Origin of the sequence: Mangrovicella endophytica (assembly GCF_002893625.1) — a bacterium.
Taxonomy (GTDB): Bacteria; Pseudomonadota; Alphaproteobacteria; order Rhizobiales; family Rhizobiaceae; genus Mangrovicella; species Mangrovicella endophytica.
Map to the genome: position 1 here is coordinate 416,517 of NZ_PKMZ01000001.1, position 15,263 is coordinate 431,779.

Sequence of the window (15,263 nt, forward strand, 5' to 3'; positions counted from 1 at the left end):
ATCCGGAAAAAGCTGCCTCAGGCCGGATCGCGATAGTCGAGAAAGCGGTTCTGGCGGACATCGAAGAGCTTGCCCGTCTCCGTGACGTCAGGAAAGGCGAGGGGCACGATTCTGGCAGCCACCTCGCGGGCCGTCGGCAGCGTCTTCGGATCCTCGCCCGGCATCGCTTGCGCGCGCATGGCGGTGCGGGTCGCACCGGGATTGACCGAGTTGACGCGCAGAGCTGAGTTCATCGTCTCGTTGGCCCAGGAGCGCACCAGTGCCTCGTCCGCCGCCTTGGTGGCGGCATAGAGCGCCCAGAAGGCCTTGGCGGAATGTGCCGCGCCCGAAGACATGACGATGGCGCGGCCGGCATCGGACTTGCGCAGCAGCGGGTCGAGCGAGCGGATCAGCCGCCATGTCGCGGTGATGTTCACCGTGACCGTCTTCTCGAAGGTCTTCGCCTCGATATGGCCGATTGGGGCAAGCACGCCGAGCAGGCCGGCATTGGCGACGAAGACGTCGAGCTTGCCCCACCGATCGGCGATGGCGCCGCCGAGCCGGTCGATGCCACCCATGTCGGTCAGATCCAGCGGCACCAGCGTCGTGCTCCCGCCGGCCGACTTGATCTCGTCGTCGAGTTCCTCGAGCCCGCCGACGGTGCGCGCGACGGCGATCACATGCGCGCCCTCGGCGGCAAGGCCCTTGGCGATCTGGTAGCCGATCCCGCGCGAGGCGCCGGTCACGACGGCGAGCCGCCCCGAAAGACGCCCCGCCATCAGCCGGCTCCGCCCAGCAGCGACAGCTGCCGCACATTGTCGGCGCCTTCGAGGTCGGTCAGCGAGGTCGGATAGTCGCCGGTGAAGCAAGCGTCGCAGAACTGCGGCGCATGCGCGTTGCGCGACGGCTCATTGACGGCGCGGTAAAGGCCGTCGATCGACAGGAAGGCCAGCGAATCGACCTTGATGAAGTCTGCCATCTCCTCGACGGTCATGCGCGAGGCCAGCAGCTTGCCGGTCTCCGGCGTGTCGACGCCGTAGAAGCAGCTCGCCCGCGTCGGCGGGCTGGCGATGCGCATATGCACCTCGGCAGCGCCGGCGTCGCGCACCATCTGCACGATCTTCTGCGAGGTGGTACCGCGGACGATCGAATCGTCAACGAGGACGATGCGTTTGCCCTCGATCATGCTGCGGTTGGCGTTGTGCTTCAGCTTCACGCCCATGTGCCGGATCGAATCGGTCGGCTGGATGAATGTGCGGCCGACATAGTGGTTGCGGATGATGCCAAGCTCGAAGGGCAGGCCCGCTTCCTGCGCGTAGCCGATCGCCGCGGGTACGCCGGAGTCAGGCACAGGCACGACAATATCGGCTGCGTCCTTGCTCTCGCGTGCGAGCTCCGCGCCGATCCGCTTGCGGATATCGTAGACGTTGCGGCCCTCGATGTTCGAATCGGGCCGCGCGAAATAGACATATTCGAAGATGCAGAAGCGCGGACGGCGCGCCTGGAAGGGGAACAGGCTCTCAATGCCGTTCTCCGTCACGATCACCATCTCGCCGGGCGAGACGTCGCGCACGAAGTCGGCGCCGATGATGTCGAGCGCGCAGGTCTCGGAGGCCAGGACCGGCGAGCCCTCGAAGTCGCCGAGCACCAGCGGACGGATGCCGAGCGGATCACGCACGCCGACCATCTTGCCCGGCACCAGGCCGACCAGCGAGAAGGCACCCTCCAGCCGCGACAGCGCGTCGATCAGCTTGTCGACGAAGAGGCGGGCGCCGCTGGTGGCGACGAGGTGGAGGATCGTCTCGGTATCGGAGGTCGAGGAGAAGATCGAGCCGCGCCGCTGCAACTCGCGCTGCACCGTCATGGCGTTGGTGATGTTGCCGTTGTGGGCGACCGCGAAGCCGCCGGCCGACAGCTCGGCAAAGAAGGGCTGCACGTTGCGCAGGCCGCCACCGCCGGTCGTGGAATAGCGCGTATGGCCGATGGCGCTTTCGCCGGGCAGGCGCTCCAGCACCGACTGGCGGGTGAAGGTGTCGCCGATCAGGCCGGAATGGCGTTCGACATGGAACTGTGTGCCGTCGAAGGTGACGATGCCGGCCGCTTCCTGCCCGCGATGCTGCAGGGCGTGCAGACCCAGAGTCACCAGCGCAGCCGCATCCGGCCGCTGGAAAATGCCGAAGACCCCGCATTCCTCATGCAGGGTATCATCATCGAACGGCGTCTCGCCCATGGAAACGTTCCATTGCTGCAGCCAGGCGGTGCCCGGCAGCTTCGCATTCAGCCCGCGATCTCTCGCAGCCGCGAAGGAAGGTCGAAGGACTTCAAATGGTCGAAGCGCAAGCGAAAGTCCAGTCGCTTGAAAGGATTCCAGTTTTCACAGGGTGAACGGACCGGCGCCGTGAGCGGACTCAGCGGATGAGCCGGGCACGTTTGCCCGCCCCGACCGTGGCCGTTTCGCCGGTGGAGAAGCGTACGGCTCCGCCGGTCGAGACACGATCATCGTCGAGGGGTGCGCTGAAGGAAACGGCCCGGCCGTCGGAGCAGAAGACCTCCGGCGCATGCACCACATAGCGCTCGTCGGTCGTGTACTTGCCCGAGCAGTTTACGCCCCGGTCCGATGTGAGCGTGACACGGCCGGCATAGGGCACGCCCCGCGCCATACCCGTGAAAAGCTCGCCGCGGCTGGTCTTCACCGCGACCGGAATGCGCATGCGTCCCGGATCCGCCAGGCGGCCTGTCGGCACGCAGCCCGACAGGGCTAACGAAGCAGCGGCAGCGAGAACGAGAGCGCCGGCGCTGCTACCCGCGGGAAGGCGCACTGCCGGGATCTGCAGCGCCATCGGGACGGGTCAGTTGGCGGGAGCGTCGTCGGCGGGGCCTTCATCGGCCGGAGCCGCGCCGATGGCGCCTTCGATCGTCGTCGGCTCGGAGGAGTCCTGCGCCGGCTCGCCCTGGTCCGGTGCCGGATCGGTTCCGGCAGCGCCGGGCTCGGCCGGAGTCTCGCCGCCCTGCTGGTTGCGGAACTTGTCGAGGATCGTCTCTTCCGGGTTCTCGGGGAGCGCGGCGACGAGGCGCTGCCCGAGATCGTCGAGGAAGGGCTTGGACTTTGCCTCGGCCACCCAGGCCGGCTGGTTCTGCGGCGCCAGCCAGTTGAAGAAGAGCATGGCGACGACGACGAGGAGCAGGCCGCGCACAGCACCGAATGCAAAGCCCAGCGCCCGGTCGAGCGCGCCGATGCGGCTGTCGATGATGAAGTCGGCGATCCTCAGCGTGATGAAGGAGACGATGATCAGCGTGATGATGAAGATGCCGGCGGCGGACGCCGCCATCGCCACCTTGTCGCTGTTGATATACTCGCGCGCATAGGGCGTCAGCGGCTCGTAGAACATGTAGGCGGCGATGGCTGCCACCACCCAGGAGACGATCGACAGCACCTCGCGCGAGAAGCCGCGCACCATGGCCAGCAGCGCCGAGACGAGCATGATGCCGATCAGGATCGCGTCGAGAAGTGTCACGGTCATCGTTGCTCAGCCCTATCGCTGGTTCATCACGTCGGGGAAGATCGATAGTCCGATGCGCACCGCCGCCGCAAGAGCGGCAGACGTCCCCTCGGTTCGTGCTAGTGGGATGTCACGGCAGAAGCGGGGCGGGGGTCCGTCTTGTCGGCTTCACTCGTCGTGGCTCGCCCGCCCGCCGGCGACGATGGCGACGAGGTCCGGCAGTGCCTCCACCTCGCGGGTGCGCATCTCGCGGCTGCGCGGAACGTCGGGCGAGATGCCCGGCAATACCGCCTGATGGAAGCCGAGCTTCTCAGCCTCCTTCAGCCGCTGCGCGGCGTGTGCCACCGGTCGCACCGCGCCGGAAAGGCTGATCTCGCCGAAATAGACGCTGTCGCCGGGCAGCGCGGAGCCCGAGAGGGACGAGACCAGCGCTGCCGCAACCGCCAGGTCCGCCGCCGGCTCGCCGATGCGGAAACCGCCGGCGACGTTGAGATAGACGTCGTGCTGTCCGAGCCTGACGCCGCAATGGGCCTCCAGCACAGCCAGCACCATGGCGAGACGCGGCTGGTCCCAGCCGACCACGGCGCGGCGGGGCGTGCCGAGGGCGGACGGCGCCACCAGAGCCTGAATCTCCACCAGCACCGGGCGCGTGCCCTCCATGCCGGCAAAGACCGCGGCGCCGGGCGCCGAGGCGTTGCGTTCGCCGAGAAACAGCTCGGAAGGGTTTGACACTTCGCGCAGGCCGATGTCGCTCATCTCGAAGACGCCGATCTCGTCGGTCGGCCCGAAGCGGTTCTTCACCGTTCGCAGGATGCGGAAATGATGGCCGCCTTCGCCCTCGAAGTAGAGGACGCCGTCAACCATGTGCTCGACGACGCGGGGGCCGGCGATCTGCCCTTCCTTGGTGACGTGGCCGACGAGGATCACCGCCGCGCCGCTCGCCTTGGCGTAGCGGATCATCGCCTGCGCCCCGGCGCGCACCTGCGTCACCGTGCCTGGCGAGGAGTCGGCGAGATCGCTCCACAGCGTCTGGATCGAATCAACAATAACGAGGTCCGGCCGCCGCTCCTCGGCGAGCGTCGCCAGGATGTCTTCGACGTTTGTTTCGGCGAGCAGCTGAACGTCGGTGTCGGCAGCGAGCAGCCGCTGCGCCCGCAGCCGGATCTGCGCCACCGCCTCCTCGCCGGAGACATAGACGACACGGTGCCCCCGCCGCGCCAGCGCGGCGGCTGCCTGCATCAGCAGCGTCGACTTGCCGATGCCGGGATCGCCGCCAACAAGAAGCGCCGAGCCGCGCACGATGCCGCCGCCCGTCGCCCGATCGAGCTCGCCTATGCCGGAGACGATGCGCGGCGCTTCCTCAATCTCACCGGACAGCGGGAGAAGGGCGGCCGGCCGGCCCTTGCGGGCGGCGCCGCGCTGCGGCCCACCGCCGATGCCGCCGGAGGTGTTCTCCTCGACGATGGTATTCCACTCGCCGCAGGCATCGCACTTGCCCTGCCAGCGCGAATAAACCGACCCGCAGTTCTGGCAGATGAAGGTTGTCTTGGTCTTGGCCATTTCAGTTTTCAGTACCGCCTGCGCAGCACGCGCGGCCCGAGCCCGGTGAGCAGCTCGTAGGAGATCGTCCCGGCGGCTGCGGCCACCTCGTCGATGGGCACGTTGCGGCCGAACAGCTCGACCGTATCGCCGGGCTTCACGGCGCCTTCGCGAAGATCGGTGACGTCGACCAGCGTCATGTCCATCGAGACGCGGCCGAGCACCGGCGCCCTCTGGCCGGCCACGAAGACGGACGGTCCCGGCACTTGCCTGCGCACCGGCACGCCGGCGCCCGAGGCCGAGCGCAGGTAGCCGTCGGCATAGCCGATCCCGACCGTGGCGATGCGCGTCGGCCGCGTCAGAAGCGCGTCGGCTCCGTAGCCGGCGGTCTCGCCGGCGCGTGCGGTGCGCAGCTGCAGGACGGTGGCGGTCAGCGTCGCGACCGGCTGGATCAGCCCGGCCGACAAGGGGCCGGCCGACCCGCCATAGAGCGCGATGCCCGGACGTGTGAGGTCGAGATGGTAGGCGGTATCGAGGAAGATGCCGGCGGAGTTGGCGAGCGATAGCGGCACGCCGGGAAACAGCTTCGCTGCCTCCAGCAGCCGCTGGCGCTGCAGCGCGCTCAAGGGCGAGGCCGGATCGTCGGCCGTGGCGAGATGGCTCATCACCAGCGTCACCGTGAGTCGGTTGTCGCGCACATGATCGGCGGCGTTCGCGAGGGCCGGACCTTCGAGACCGAGGCGGTTCATGCCGGTCTCGATCTGGATCGCCGCCGGCTGCCCGCCGCCGCCCGAAATCCAGGCCGATACCTCCTCCGGCGCCGATAGGACCGGTATCAAAGCATATTCGCGGCAGAGGCGCGCTGCTGCCGCGTCGATCCCCTGCAGCACGAAGATCCGGGCGTCCAATACTCCCAGAGCCTCGCGCAGGCCTGCCCCTTCGTCCGCCCAGGCAACGAAGAAGTCGCGGCACCCGGCTTCGAAAAGCGTCCGCGCGACGTCGGCCGCGCCGAGGCCATAGGCATCCGCCTTCACGGCAGCCCCGGTGCGGGCGGTTCCGGTGCGGGCGTCCAGCATCCGCCAGTTGGCGGCAAGCGCCGCGTGGTCGATCCGGACCTCAGGCATGGGCGCGCTGCGGACAGTGGCGGGCATTGGGGTCATGGCAGTCACGGCTGGATCAATCGAACCGTTCCGGCAGATAGGCATCGTCGGCAAGGTCGGTGAAGCGGGTGTATTCCGCCTGGAAGGCGAGGCGGATGGTCCCGGTCGGTCCGTGACGCTGCTTGGCGACGATGACCTCCGCCTTGCCGCGGGCCTCGTTCATCTCCGCTTCCCACTTCAGGTGATCGTCGGTGCCGGGCTTGGGCTCCTTGCCCTTGAGGTAATACTCGTCGCGGTAGACGAACATCACAACGTCGGCGTCCTGCTCGATCGAGCCGGACTCTCTAAGGTCGGCGAGCTGCGGGCGCTTGTCGTCGCGCGCCTCTACCTGGCGCGACAGCTGCGATAGCGCGATGATCGGAACGTTCAGCTCCTTGGCGAGGGCCTTTAGGCCGGTGGTGATCTCGGTGATCTCCTGCACGCGGTTCTGCGCCGAGGCCTTGGACGAGCCCTGCATCAGCTGGACGTAATCGATCACCATCACGTCGAGGCCGCGCTGGCGCTTCAGGCGGCGGGCGCGGGCGGCGAGCTGGGCGATCGAGATGCCGCCGGTCTGGTCGATATAGAGCGGCACCCGCTGCATCATCTCGGTGCAGGCGACGAGCTTGGCGAATTCCGTGTCGTTGATGTTGCCGCGGCGGATCTTCGAGGAGGAGACCTCGCTCTGCTCGGAGATGATGCGGGTGGCGAGCTGCTCGGCCGACATTTCCAGGCTGAAGAAGGCGACGACGCCGCCGTTCTTGGCCTTGAAGGTGCCGTCCGACTGGTCCGCCGGCTCGTAGGCGGCGGCGATGTTGAAGGCGATGTTGGTGGCGAGCGACGTCTTGCCCATGGCGGGGCGGCCGGCCAGGATGATCAGGTCGGAGGGCTGCAGGCCGCCCATCTGCCGGTCGATGCCCATGATGCCGCTGGAGACGCCGGACAGGCCGCCGTCACGATCCTTGGCGGCGCCCGCCATCTCGATCGCCAGCGACAGCGCGTCCTGGAAGGACTGGAACCCGCCGTCGTAGCGGCCGGTCTCCGCAAGCTCGAACAGACGCCGTTCGGCATCCTCGATCTGGCTCTTCGGCTCCATGTCGAGCGGAGCGTCGAAGGCGATGTTGACCATGTCCTCGCCGATGCGGATCAGCGAGCGGCGCAGCGCCAGATCGTAGATGGCGCGGCCGTAGTCGGCCGTGTTGATGATGGTCGTCGCGGCCGCGGCGAGGCGGCCGAGATACTGCGCGACGGTGATGTCGCCGACCCGGTCCGTGGCGTTGAGGAAGGTCTTGATCGTGACGGGCGTCGCGACCTTGCCCATGCGGATCATCTCGGAGGTCTTGGAGAAGATCTCGCGATGCAGCGGCTCGAAGAAGTGGTCGCCCTTCAGGAAGTCGTGGACGAGGTAGTAGGCATCGTTGTTGACGAGGATCGCGCCGAGCAGCGCCTGCTCGGCCTCGATGTTGTTCGGCGCCTCACGATAAAGGGCAGCCTCTTCCTCGTATTTGCGCGCTGCATCCGCCATGCCGCGTGCTCCTCCGTGTCGAATGGGTCTGGACCCCACTCTCTACAGGACCGTGACGAGAACAGACAGCGAAACCTTAACGCATCGACGTGATCGGGCCCGCTCGCCGTGGCTGCCCACAGGCCGACCGCCGCTCCTGTGCGTGACGGTGCCGAAGCTGTTGAAAGCAGCCGAAGGTTGCTTGCTATTCCGCCGCCTCGCGCGGTCGCCAGGCTGGCGTCGGCGCGCCGCTCGCCTCCTGCTCCCGCAGCGCTGCCTCGGTCCTGCCGATATAGTCGCGCGTCAGCGGCAGCACGGTGCGGTCCTTCACCAGCTGGATCTGGAAGACCACGAGGTCCTGCCAGCGGAAGGCGCATTCGGAGGAGGCGAGATAGAACTCCCACATTCGGCAGAAGCGCTCGTCATAGATCGCCTTCGCCTCCTCCCGCCGGGCCATGAAGCGCTCCCGCCAGTGCCGCAGCGTCTCGGCATAATGCAGGCGCAGCACCTCGACATCGGAGATGATGAGGCCGGAGCGCTCGACCACTTCGGTAATCTGCGACAGCGCCGGCAGGTAGCCGCCCGGAAAGATGTAGCGCGAGATGAAGGCGTTGGTGTTCGCCGGCGCCTCGAAGCGGCCGATCGTGTGCAGCAGCATCACGCCGTCCTGTCTCATCAGTCGGGCGCACTGCCGGAAGTAGTCGGCGTAGAAATCGACGCCCACATGCTCGAACATGCCGACGGAGACGATGCGGTCGAACGGGCCTTCGGCCTTGCGGTAATCCGTCAGCTTGAATTTGGCGCGATCGGCGAGGCCGGCCTCGGCGGCGCGCGCATTGGCGACCTTGAACTGCTCGTCGGAGAGCGTGACGCCAGTGACGTCGGCCTGGCAATGGCGGGCGAGGTAAAGCCCGAGGCCACCCCAGCCGCAACCGATGTCGAGCGTCGTCAGGCCCGGCCGATCCATGAAGAGCTTGGCCGCGATATGCCGCTTCTTGGCGAGCTGCGCCTCCTCCAGCGAGGCCTCCGGCGTCTCGAAATATGCGCAGGAATATTGCCGGTCCGAGTCCAGGAACAGCGAATAGAGCGCGTCCGAGAGATCGTAGTGATGCTGGACATTGGCCCGCGCCCGCCGCGGCGTGTTGTTCTGGATGTAGCGGCGATAGACGAGGCGGATCCGCTCGATCGCCTTCATCCACGGCTCCATCGTGGCATCGGAGCCGCCATTCTCGAAGATCAGCTTCAGGACGTCGAACATGGTGCCTTCGACGACGTCGATCTCGCCATCCATGTAGCATTCGCCGAACTTCAGCGCCGGGTTCAACGCGACCATGCGCTCGGCCGACGCCGTGTTGAAGCGCACATGCAGCCGGGGCCCGCTGCCGTCGCCGTGCAGCGACGTCTGCCCGGCGGAGTCGGTGATGGCGAGATTGCCGAACTTGAAGAGGTGGCGGAGATAGAACGACAGGACTGGGTTCATGACAGGCCTTCAACCGACACGAAACAGCAGGCTTACTTATGAATAGGCTATAGGACAGTCTCAAAACGAAAAGGGGCCCGGCGACCGCCGAGCCCCTTTCTGACATATTTTTATCTTGCGCCGCAAAACCACCCACGGCGAACAGTGCGTTGCGAAGATCAGGCCTCCGCCTGCTCCTCGGCGACGTCGCCGTCCTCGTCCGTGGTCTCGTCGCCCTCGTCGAAGCCCTCGTCCTCGTCCTCGTCGGTGCCGTAGATCGCCGCAGCGGAGGTCAGGTCCTCGCCGCGCGCCTGGCGTTCGGCCTCATCCGGCGAGCGGGCGATGTTGACCTTGATCTCGACCTCGACCTCGGCATGCAGCGCGATGGTGATGGTGTGCAGGCCGATCGTCTTGATCGGCTGGTTGAGCTCGACCTCGTTGCGGGCGACCTTGTAGCCCTCGGCCTTCAGGAGGTCGGAGATGTCGCGGGTGGACACCGAGCCGTAGAGCTGGCCGGTCTCGCCGGCGGAGCGCACCACGACGAAGGTCTTGCCGTTCAGCGTCTCGGCGACCGACTGCGCCTCGTTGCGGCGCTCTTCGTTGCGCGCGATGAGCTGCGACTTCTGCGACTCGAAGCGGGCGCGGTTGGCCTCGTTGGCGCGCAGCGCACGCCCGGTGGGCAGGAGGTAGTTGCGGGCAAAGCCGTCGCGCACGCGCACGGTGTCGCCCATCTGGCCGAGCTTGCCGATGCGCTCGAGAAGAATGACGTCCATGGGTCTTGGTCCTTTTGGTCTTGGTGTGTTGCTAGCGGCGCGAGGCCGGTGCGGACCGGCTCGCGGTTTCGAACATTCCGAGCGCGGCGATCGCCACGAGCGGAAAGGAGAGAAGCAGAATGGCGGCGTAGTTGGTGAACAGCAGCAGGCCGCGGGCGCTGCGCCCGCGCGTGCGGCGGTGGATGGCGGCCAGGCCGACCAGCGCGAAGGCCGCGGCAAACGCGCCCGTCAGCACCGATGCGGCCGAGCCGATCAGGCCGTCGAGGAAGCAGCCGGCAATGCCGAGCGCAAACAGGCCGAGGGAGAGGCGCGGCAGGCCGGCGGCGGTCGGGATGTCGTCCTTCGGCCGCGGCAGCCGGCCCGAGATGCGGGCGATCGCGGCGGCGAGATAGAGGCAGATGACCAGCGTCGTCACCAGCATGGCCGGCTGCACGAAGGGCACCAGCCGGACGACGAAGCGCGACAGCTCGGCGATCTGCTCAGGGCTGCCAGCGGCCTGGGCCGAGAGCGCCGCGGCGACGGCCGGCGCGATCTGTTCGGGGTCGAAGCCGACCAGCCAGCCGACGAACAGGCAGGCTGCGACCACCATGAGGGTGAGGATGAGAAGGACGCGGTCGAGCGGATACCATTCGAGCGCCGGCGCACGGCCGTAAGGCACCGCCGCGTCCTCGTCGGCCGGGCGGGCGAGACCGGCGAAATGGCCGACGACGGCCGCAGGCAGCGCCATGGTCGCGAACAGGATCACGCCGCTGGCGGGTGAGCCGGTGAAGAGGGAGAGGAGGATCGCGCCGGACACGGCTGCGATGGCGCCGGCGGCACTGCCCCAGCCGAAACTTGCGATGAAGATCGGCAGCGAGGCGGCGAGCGACAGGCCGATGGCCGTTGCCGACTGCAGCACCAGGCCGGCAAAGAGCAGGGCGCTCGCAAGGCCGCTCGCAATGCCGATGAGGAGGGTGGATGGCTTCATCGTCTCGTTCGCTGTCCTGCGGGATCGCAGTTAGGGGCGGTTGCCCCAGCTAGGCGGATGGTCCGGTCCCTGCCGGTCGCCTCCGGCGGCAGGGCGGCGGCGGGCTGGCCCGCCGCCGGATGTCGTTTTACGCGGGAGCCCGCGTCTTACTTGATGACGTAGGGCAGGAGGCCCAGGAAGCGCGCGCGCTTGATGGCGCGGGCGAGCTCACGCTGGTTCTTCTGCGACACGGCGGTGATGCGCGACGGCACGATCTTGCCACGCTCGGAGATGTAGCGCTGCAGGAGGCGGACGTCCTTGTAGTCGATCTTCGGCGAATCGGTGCCGGCGAACGGATCGGACTTGCGACGACGGTGGAACGGCCGGCGGGTCGGAAGCTGGGCGATGTCGACCATGGTGGCTTACTCCGAATCGATGTTGCGGCTGCGGCGCGGACGATCGTCGTCGTCGCGGCGCGGACGGTCGTCGTCGCGGTCGCGGCGCGGGCCACGCGGACGGTCGTCGTCGCGGCCACCGCGGCGCGGGCGGTCGTCGCGCTTCTGCATCATCACCGACTGGGCATCCTCGTGCTCGTCGACGCGGATGGTGAGGGTGCGCAGGATGTCCTCGTTGAAGCGCATCTGGCGCTCCATCTCCTCGACGGCAGCCGAGGGGGCATCGATGTTCATGAGGGTGTAGTAGGCCTTCCGGTTCTTCTTGATCCGGTAGGAGAGGGTCTTCAGACCCCAGTTCTCGACTTTGCCGACCTTGCCGCCATTGGCCTCGATCACGCCGCGGAACTGCTCGACGAGCTGATCCACCTGCTGACCGCTGATGTCCTGGCGTGCGAGGAATACGTGCTCATAGAGAGCCATATGTTCGCCTTTCCAATGTTTCGCGTTGATGCCCGGACCAGCGGCTAAGCCTCTGCGACTTCCCTCGAAGGAACCGGCAAGCGGACCCAAAAGATTGGAAAGACGCGTCTGGAACGGTCGAGAGCGGAGACACGGGAAGCCGATGCTTTGATGCACCCTGGTGCCGGCGAGCCGGCAGCCTTCCGTTCAGCCCCCAGCTGGCGGCCGGGCATTGACGAGGCGCTGCTTAACGGGTGCGAGGGGGAAAGGCAAGGGTGGGTGGACGATCGTAGGTCCGCTCCCGACCCCTCGCGGTCGTAGATGCGCGACCCAGCGAATGTCCGCTTCGAATCCAAAGTTCATTATGCTGCACTAAGCGCAAAAGGTAGCGATGCGTAGAAGATGACCCGGGGAACATCATCGCAACACATCGATTTCCTTTCTCGCTGCAAGTATTCTTTTGAATTCTATTTCTGCCTCTCGTCCAATCTTGATGCTTTCCAGCAGCCATTCGACTCGTTCACTTGCAAGACTAGTGAACGCCGCGTCCTTTAAGTCCTCCCACAGGAGGTAAAGGTAAGAGTTGCCAAAACCGGCCATCGCGGGTGCAACGGAGGGAGGTGCAGGCCTTTTCAAATCGGCATCACTTCTCAAGTATGGGAAGTTCCACGAATAAATCACGTCCTCTAAGTTTTCTCCGATCACGCCCAATGGACCTTTCGGTGTGTTCATAGATCGAATTTGATGCTCTGGGCGTTGCGCGATGACATTGCGGTAGGGCTGCCCGTAGAATTCTGTCAAGCTGTCATCTGGGAAGTCCTCGCCGACGATCCAGTCTAAGCCGATCGTCCTTCGACGGAGTTCAAAAGCAATCTGATCAAATTTGAATAGATCGTCTTTGCTGTTGCTGTAGGAAAGAAGCCCGTAGCGACCATCGGGATGTCCCATTTGGTTGACTCTAGCAATAAATCCCGCGAGAGGGCGATCAGTCCAAAGCTGTTCGGCAAGTTTTTCTGGCCTCGTTAGGTTGGTAACTGCCAAGTCTCCAAAAACCTCTTTGTGTTTAATCCATAGTTTTTCGATATCGTGGTTGTATCCGTTCTTTACGGACACCCCGTTGAGGATAAGTCCAGCCTTAAGAAGCTTTTCGATTGTTTGAAGCGCTTGCCACCAAAATTCTTCATTTATTCCGTAGGTTTTCGCAAACCTCGCAAGAAAGTAATTCCGGTCAGACGGAGCGACAAAAAACCTGTGTGCGAAGACTGACTTGAAGTGATTTAGAGGGACATCGAACATCGGTGCTCCTTATCAGTGATTTTCCAAATAAGTAATCGGAAACATTTTTGAGGGTAGCTTTAATGTTGATCGTTGTGATGTGGCTATCGTAGCTGTGAACGCGAATCTCGGCTTCACTCCGAACGGTCAGTAAATGCGGTTTTGCGGTTATTGAGGCAAATCGGGTGCACGGCAGCTAAGTCCCGCATAGCTGCCATTTGTCGGTAGACTCGCGATGGCCCGCTTTCCACCCATTGCGGACACTTGTCGAACAAGAGCCGACCTCGCGCGGAGCTAGAGTCAACTAGCAGCAAGCTTTCGTCTCTAGCTGCCGAGTATCACCGTCCGGCATACGGCTGGCGCCCCTTCGCCTTGACACGCCGCACCCTTCCTCACATCTGCTGCGGCCAAACGGCACGAGGAGCGTTGTATGGCCATCGCGTTGGTCTTTCCGGGACAGGGCAGCCAGACCGTCGGCATGGGCAAGGCGCTCGCCGACACCTTTCCTGAGGCCCGCGCGGTCTTTGAGGAAGTGGACGCAGCGCTCGGCGAAAAGCTTTCGACGCTGATCTTCGAAGGCCCCGAGGACCAGCTGACGCTCACCGCCAATGCCCAGCCGGCGCTGATGGCGGTCTCCGTCGCTGCCTGGCGTGCGCTCCAGTCCCGCGGCTTCGACTTCGGCTCGGTGGATTTCGTCGCCGGCCACTCGCTCGGCGAATATTCGGCGCTGGCAGCTGCGGGCAGCCTCACCGTCACCGAGACGGCCAAGCTCCTGCGCATCCGCGGCAACGCCATGCAGTCGGCCGTGCCGGCGGGCGAGGGCGGCATGGCCGCGATCATCGGCCTCGACCAGCAGGCCGTCGAGGCGCTCTGCCGCGACGTGGCGGAGGGCGAGGTCTGCGAGCCCGCCAACGACAATGGCGGCGGCCAGATCGTCATCTCCGGCAGCGCCAGCGCGATCGCGCGGGCCGTAGCGTTGGCGGGCGAGCGGGGCGCCAAGCGCGCCATTCCGCTGACGGTCTCCGCGCCCTTCCATTGCAGCCTGATGCAGCCCGCCGCCGAAGCGATGCGCGCGGCACTTGCCGAGGCGACGATCGTCGCCCCCGCCGTGCCGCTCGTCGCAAATGTCCTGGCGAGCGCCATCAGCGATCCCGACGAGATCCGCGAGCGGCTGGTGGAGCAGGTGACCGGCCAGGTGCGCTGGCGCGAAAGCGTCGAGTACCTCGCCGCCGGCGGCGTCGACACGCTGATCGAGATCGGCAGCGGCAAGGTGCTGTCGGGCCTTGCCAAGCGCATCGACCGCAACCTGAAGACGCTGGCGGTCGGCGCGCCGGACGACATTGACGCGGCGCTGGCCGCAGCGCGAGGCGGCGCCGAGGCTTGAGGGCAGGCGCTCCCGGAGGCTAGACAGGCGGCCACAACGGGGGCGTTGGGGCTCGTCGGCCTCCCGCCGGACGACCATGGAGAAGACTGCAATGTTCGATCTGACCGGGCGCAAGGCCCTCGTGACCGGCGCCAGCGGCGGTATCGGCGAAGCCATCGCCCGTGCGCTGCACGGCGCCGGCGCGACTGTCGGCTTGCACGGCACGCGGCAGGAGAAGCTGGAGGAGCTGGCGGCAACGCTCGGCGAGCGGACCGCGGTGCTGCCGGCGGACCTCGGCAAGCGCGAGGAACAGAAGAGCCTTGCCGAAGCCGCCGACAAGGCGCTGGATGGCGTCGACATCCTCGTCAACAATGCCGGCATCACCAAGGACGGCCTGTTCGTGCGCATGTCCGACGAGGACTGGGACCGCGTCATCGAGGTCGACCTCACCGCCACCTTCCGGCTGACGCGGGGCCTGACGCACCAGATGATGCGCCGACGCTATGGCCGCATCATCAACATCACCTCGATCGTCGGCGTCACCGGCAATCCGGGCCAGGCGAACTACTGCGCCGCCAAGGCGGGCATGATCGGCTTCTCCAAGTCGCTGGCGCAGGAGATCGCCTCGCGCAACGTGACGGTGAACTGCATCGCGCCCGGCTTCATCCAGAGCGCCATGACCGACAAGCTGAACGACAAGCAGCGCGACGGCATCATGGGCGCCATCCCGATGAAACGCATGGGCGAGTCGGCCGAGATCGCCTCGGCGGCGGTGTTCCTCGCCTCGGACGAGGCCGGCTACATCACGGGACAGACCATCCACGTCAACGGCGGCATGGCGATGATCTGACGCCCGAGCGTATTGGAAAGACGCCGCTTTCGCGGCTGGGGATGATCGCCGGGCTCGTTCTTTGGCGGCAATGCAATAGCTT

15 protein-coding genes are annotated in these 15,263 nt (G+C 66.0%); 2 read left to right on the forward strand and 13 right to left on the reverse strand.

The features are described 5' to 3' along the window. Positions 1-17 precede the first annotated feature (17 nt). The 13 genes from C0R46_RS01955 to C0R46_RS02015 form a co-directional block, all read right to left on the reverse strand. A complete protein-coding gene (locus C0R46_RS01955; RefSeq protein ID WP_102957891.1) occupies positions 18-758 on the reverse strand; it encodes an SDR family NAD(P)-dependent oxidoreductase in 741 nt (246 codons plus the stop codon). Beyond that, complete coding sequence (gene purF / locus C0R46_RS01960) at positions 758-2,209, reverse strand: amidophosphoribosyltransferase (RefSeq protein WP_102957892.1); 1,452 nt, start codon at positions 2,207-2,209, stop codon at positions 758-760. Before purF ends, C0R46_RS01955 begins: the two co-directional genes overlap by 1 nt. A 178-nt stretch (positions 2,210-2,387) precedes the next feature. After that, positions 2,388-2,819, reverse strand: coding sequence for a hypothetical protein (locus tag C0R46_RS01965; protein ID WP_157944523.1), 432 nt, complete (start codon positions 2,817-2,819; stop codon positions 2,388-2,390). A gap of 9 nt (positions 2,820-2,828) precedes the next feature. Then, positions 2,829-3,500, reverse strand: coding sequence for a CvpA family protein (locus C0R46_RS01970; protein WP_102957894.1), 672 nt, complete (start codon positions 3,498-3,500; stop codon positions 2,829-2,831). Positions 3,501-3,647: 147 nt separating this feature from the next. Continuing rightward, on the reverse strand, positions 3,648-5,039 hold the full coding sequence (gene radA, locus C0R46_RS01975) for a DNA repair protein RadA (protein ID WP_102957895.1): 1,392 nt from the start codon (positions 5,037-5,039) through the stop codon (positions 3,648-3,650). A gap of 8 nt (positions 5,040-5,047) precedes the next feature. Beyond that, entirely contained in the window at positions 5,048-6,142 is a 1,095-nt protein-coding gene (alr, locus tag C0R46_RS01980; RefSeq protein ID WP_245413378.1) for an alanine racemase, read from the reverse strand. A 52-nt stretch (positions 6,143-6,194) separates the two neighbouring features. Then, positions 6,195-7,682: a replicative DNA helicase gene (locus C0R46_RS01985; RefSeq protein ID WP_102957897.1), complete on the reverse strand. Its 1,488-nt coding sequence runs from the start codon at positions 7,680-7,682 to the stop codon at positions 6,195-6,197. A gap of 184 nt (positions 7,683-7,866) precedes the next feature. After that, the gene (locus C0R46_RS01990) at positions 7,867-9,141 is read right to left on the reverse strand and encodes a cyclopropane fatty acid synthase (RefSeq protein WP_102957898.1); all 1,275 of its coding nucleotides are present in this window, start codon (positions 9,139-9,141) and stop codon (positions 7,867-7,869) included. Between the two features lie 158 nt (positions 9,142-9,299). Beyond that, the gene (gene rplI / locus C0R46_RS01995; protein ID WP_102957899.1) at positions 9,300-9,893 is read right to left on the reverse strand and encodes a 50S ribosomal protein L9; all 594 of its coding nucleotides are present in this window, start codon (positions 9,891-9,893) and stop codon (positions 9,300-9,302) included. A 31-nt stretch (positions 9,894-9,924) separates the two neighbouring features. Then, positions 9,925-10,860 (reverse strand): hypothetical protein, encoded by a 936-nt coding sequence (locus C0R46_RS02000; RefSeq protein WP_102957900.1) that lies wholly within the window; start codon positions 10,858-10,860, stop codon positions 9,925-9,927. 146 nt (positions 10,861-11,006) lie between these two features. Continuing rightward, on the reverse strand, positions 11,007-11,255 hold the full coding sequence (gene rpsR, locus C0R46_RS02005; RefSeq protein WP_102957901.1) for a 30S ribosomal protein S18: 249 nt from the start codon (positions 11,253-11,255) through the stop codon (positions 11,007-11,009). 6 nt (positions 11,256-11,261) lie between these two features. After that, positions 11,262-11,714 carry a 30S ribosomal protein S6 gene (gene rpsF, locus C0R46_RS02010; RefSeq protein WP_102957902.1) on the reverse strand — a complete coding sequence of 151 codons (453 nt, stop codon included), beginning with the start codon at positions 11,712-11,714 and terminating at the stop codon, positions 11,262-11,264. Positions 11,715-12,110: 396 nt separating this feature from the next. After that, a complete protein-coding gene (locus C0R46_RS02015) occupies positions 12,111-12,989 on the reverse strand; it encodes a hypothetical protein (RefSeq protein ID WP_102957903.1) in 879 nt (292 codons plus the stop codon). 409 nt (positions 12,990-13,398) lie between these two features. Between C0R46_RS02015 and fabD the strand changes: the two genes are divergently transcribed. Both fabD and fabG read left to right on the forward strand, forming a co-directional pair. Beyond that, the gene (gene fabD / locus C0R46_RS02020; protein ID WP_102957904.1) at positions 13,399-14,352 is read left to right on the forward strand and encodes an ACP S-malonyltransferase; all 954 of its coding nucleotides are present in this window, start codon (positions 13,399-13,401) and stop codon (positions 14,350-14,352) included. A gap of 91 nt (positions 14,353-14,443) precedes the next feature. After that, positions 14,444-15,181 (forward strand): 3-oxoacyl-[acyl-carrier-protein] reductase, encoded by a 738-nt coding sequence (gene fabG, locus C0R46_RS02025; protein ID WP_102957905.1) that lies wholly within the window; start codon positions 14,444-14,446, stop codon positions 15,179-15,181. The last annotated feature ends 82 nt before the right edge of the window (positions 15,182-15,263 follow it).

What these genes read in the sequence shown, in the direction of transcription:
- radA (WP_102957895.1), bottom strand. Translation starts at nt 5,039, where the DNA reads ATGGCCAAGACCAAGACAACCTTCATCTGCCAGAACTGCGGGTCGGTT.
- fabD (WP_102957904.1), top strand. Translation starts at nt 13,399, where the DNA reads ATGGCCATCGCGTTGGTCTTTCCGGGACAGGGCAGCCAGACCGTCGGC.
- rpsF (WP_102957902.1), bottom strand. Translation starts at nt 11,714, where the DNA reads ATGGCTCTCTATGAGCACGTATTCCTCGCACGCCAGGACATCAGCGGT.
- purF (WP_102957892.1), bottom strand. Translation starts at nt 2,209, where the DNA reads ATGGGCGAGACGCCGTTCGATGATGATACCCTGCATGAGGAATGCGGG.
- rpsR (WP_102957901.1), bottom strand. Translation starts at nt 11,255, where the DNA reads ATGGTCGACATCGCCCAGCTTCCGACCCGCCGGCCGTTCCACCGTCGT.
- C0R46_RS01985 (WP_102957897.1), bottom strand. Translation starts at nt 7,682, where the DNA reads ATGGCGGATGCAGCGCGCAAATACGAGGAAGAGGCTGCCCTTTATCGT.
- C0R46_RS02000 (WP_102957900.1), bottom strand. Translation starts at nt 10,860, where the DNA reads ATGAAGCCATCCACCCTCCTCATCGGCATTGCGAGCGGCCTTGCGAGC.
- C0R46_RS01955 (WP_102957891.1), bottom strand. Translation starts at nt 758, where the DNA reads ATGGCGGGGCGTCTTTCGGGGCGGCTCGCCGTCGTGACCGGCGCCTCG.
- C0R46_RS01970 (WP_102957894.1), bottom strand. Translation starts at nt 3,500, where the DNA reads ATGACCGTGACACTTCTCGACGCGATCCTGATCGGCATCATGCTCGTC.
- alr (WP_245413378.1), bottom strand. Translation starts at nt 6,142, where the DNA reads ATGCCTGAGGTCCGGATCGACCACGCGGCGCTTGCCGCCAACTGGCGG.
- C0R46_RS02015 (WP_102957903.1), bottom strand. Translation starts at nt 12,989, where the DNA reads ATGTTCGATGTCCCTCTAAATCACTTCAAGTCAGTCTTCGCACACAGG.
- C0R46_RS01990 (WP_102957898.1), bottom strand. Translation starts at nt 9,141, where the DNA reads ATGAACCCAGTCCTGTCGTTCTATCTCCGCCACCTCTTCAAGTTCGGC.
- C0R46_RS01965 (WP_157944523.1), bottom strand. Translation starts at nt 2,819, where the DNA reads ATGGCGCTGCAGATCCCGGCAGTGCGCCTTCCCGCGGGTAGCAGCGCC.
- fabG (WP_102957905.1), top strand. Translation starts at nt 14,444, where the DNA reads ATGTTCGATCTGACCGGGCGCAAGGCCCTCGTGACCGGCGCCAGCGGC.
- rplI (WP_102957899.1), bottom strand. Translation starts at nt 9,893, where the DNA reads ATGGACGTCATTCTTCTCGAGCGCATCGGCAAGCTCGGCCAGATGGGC.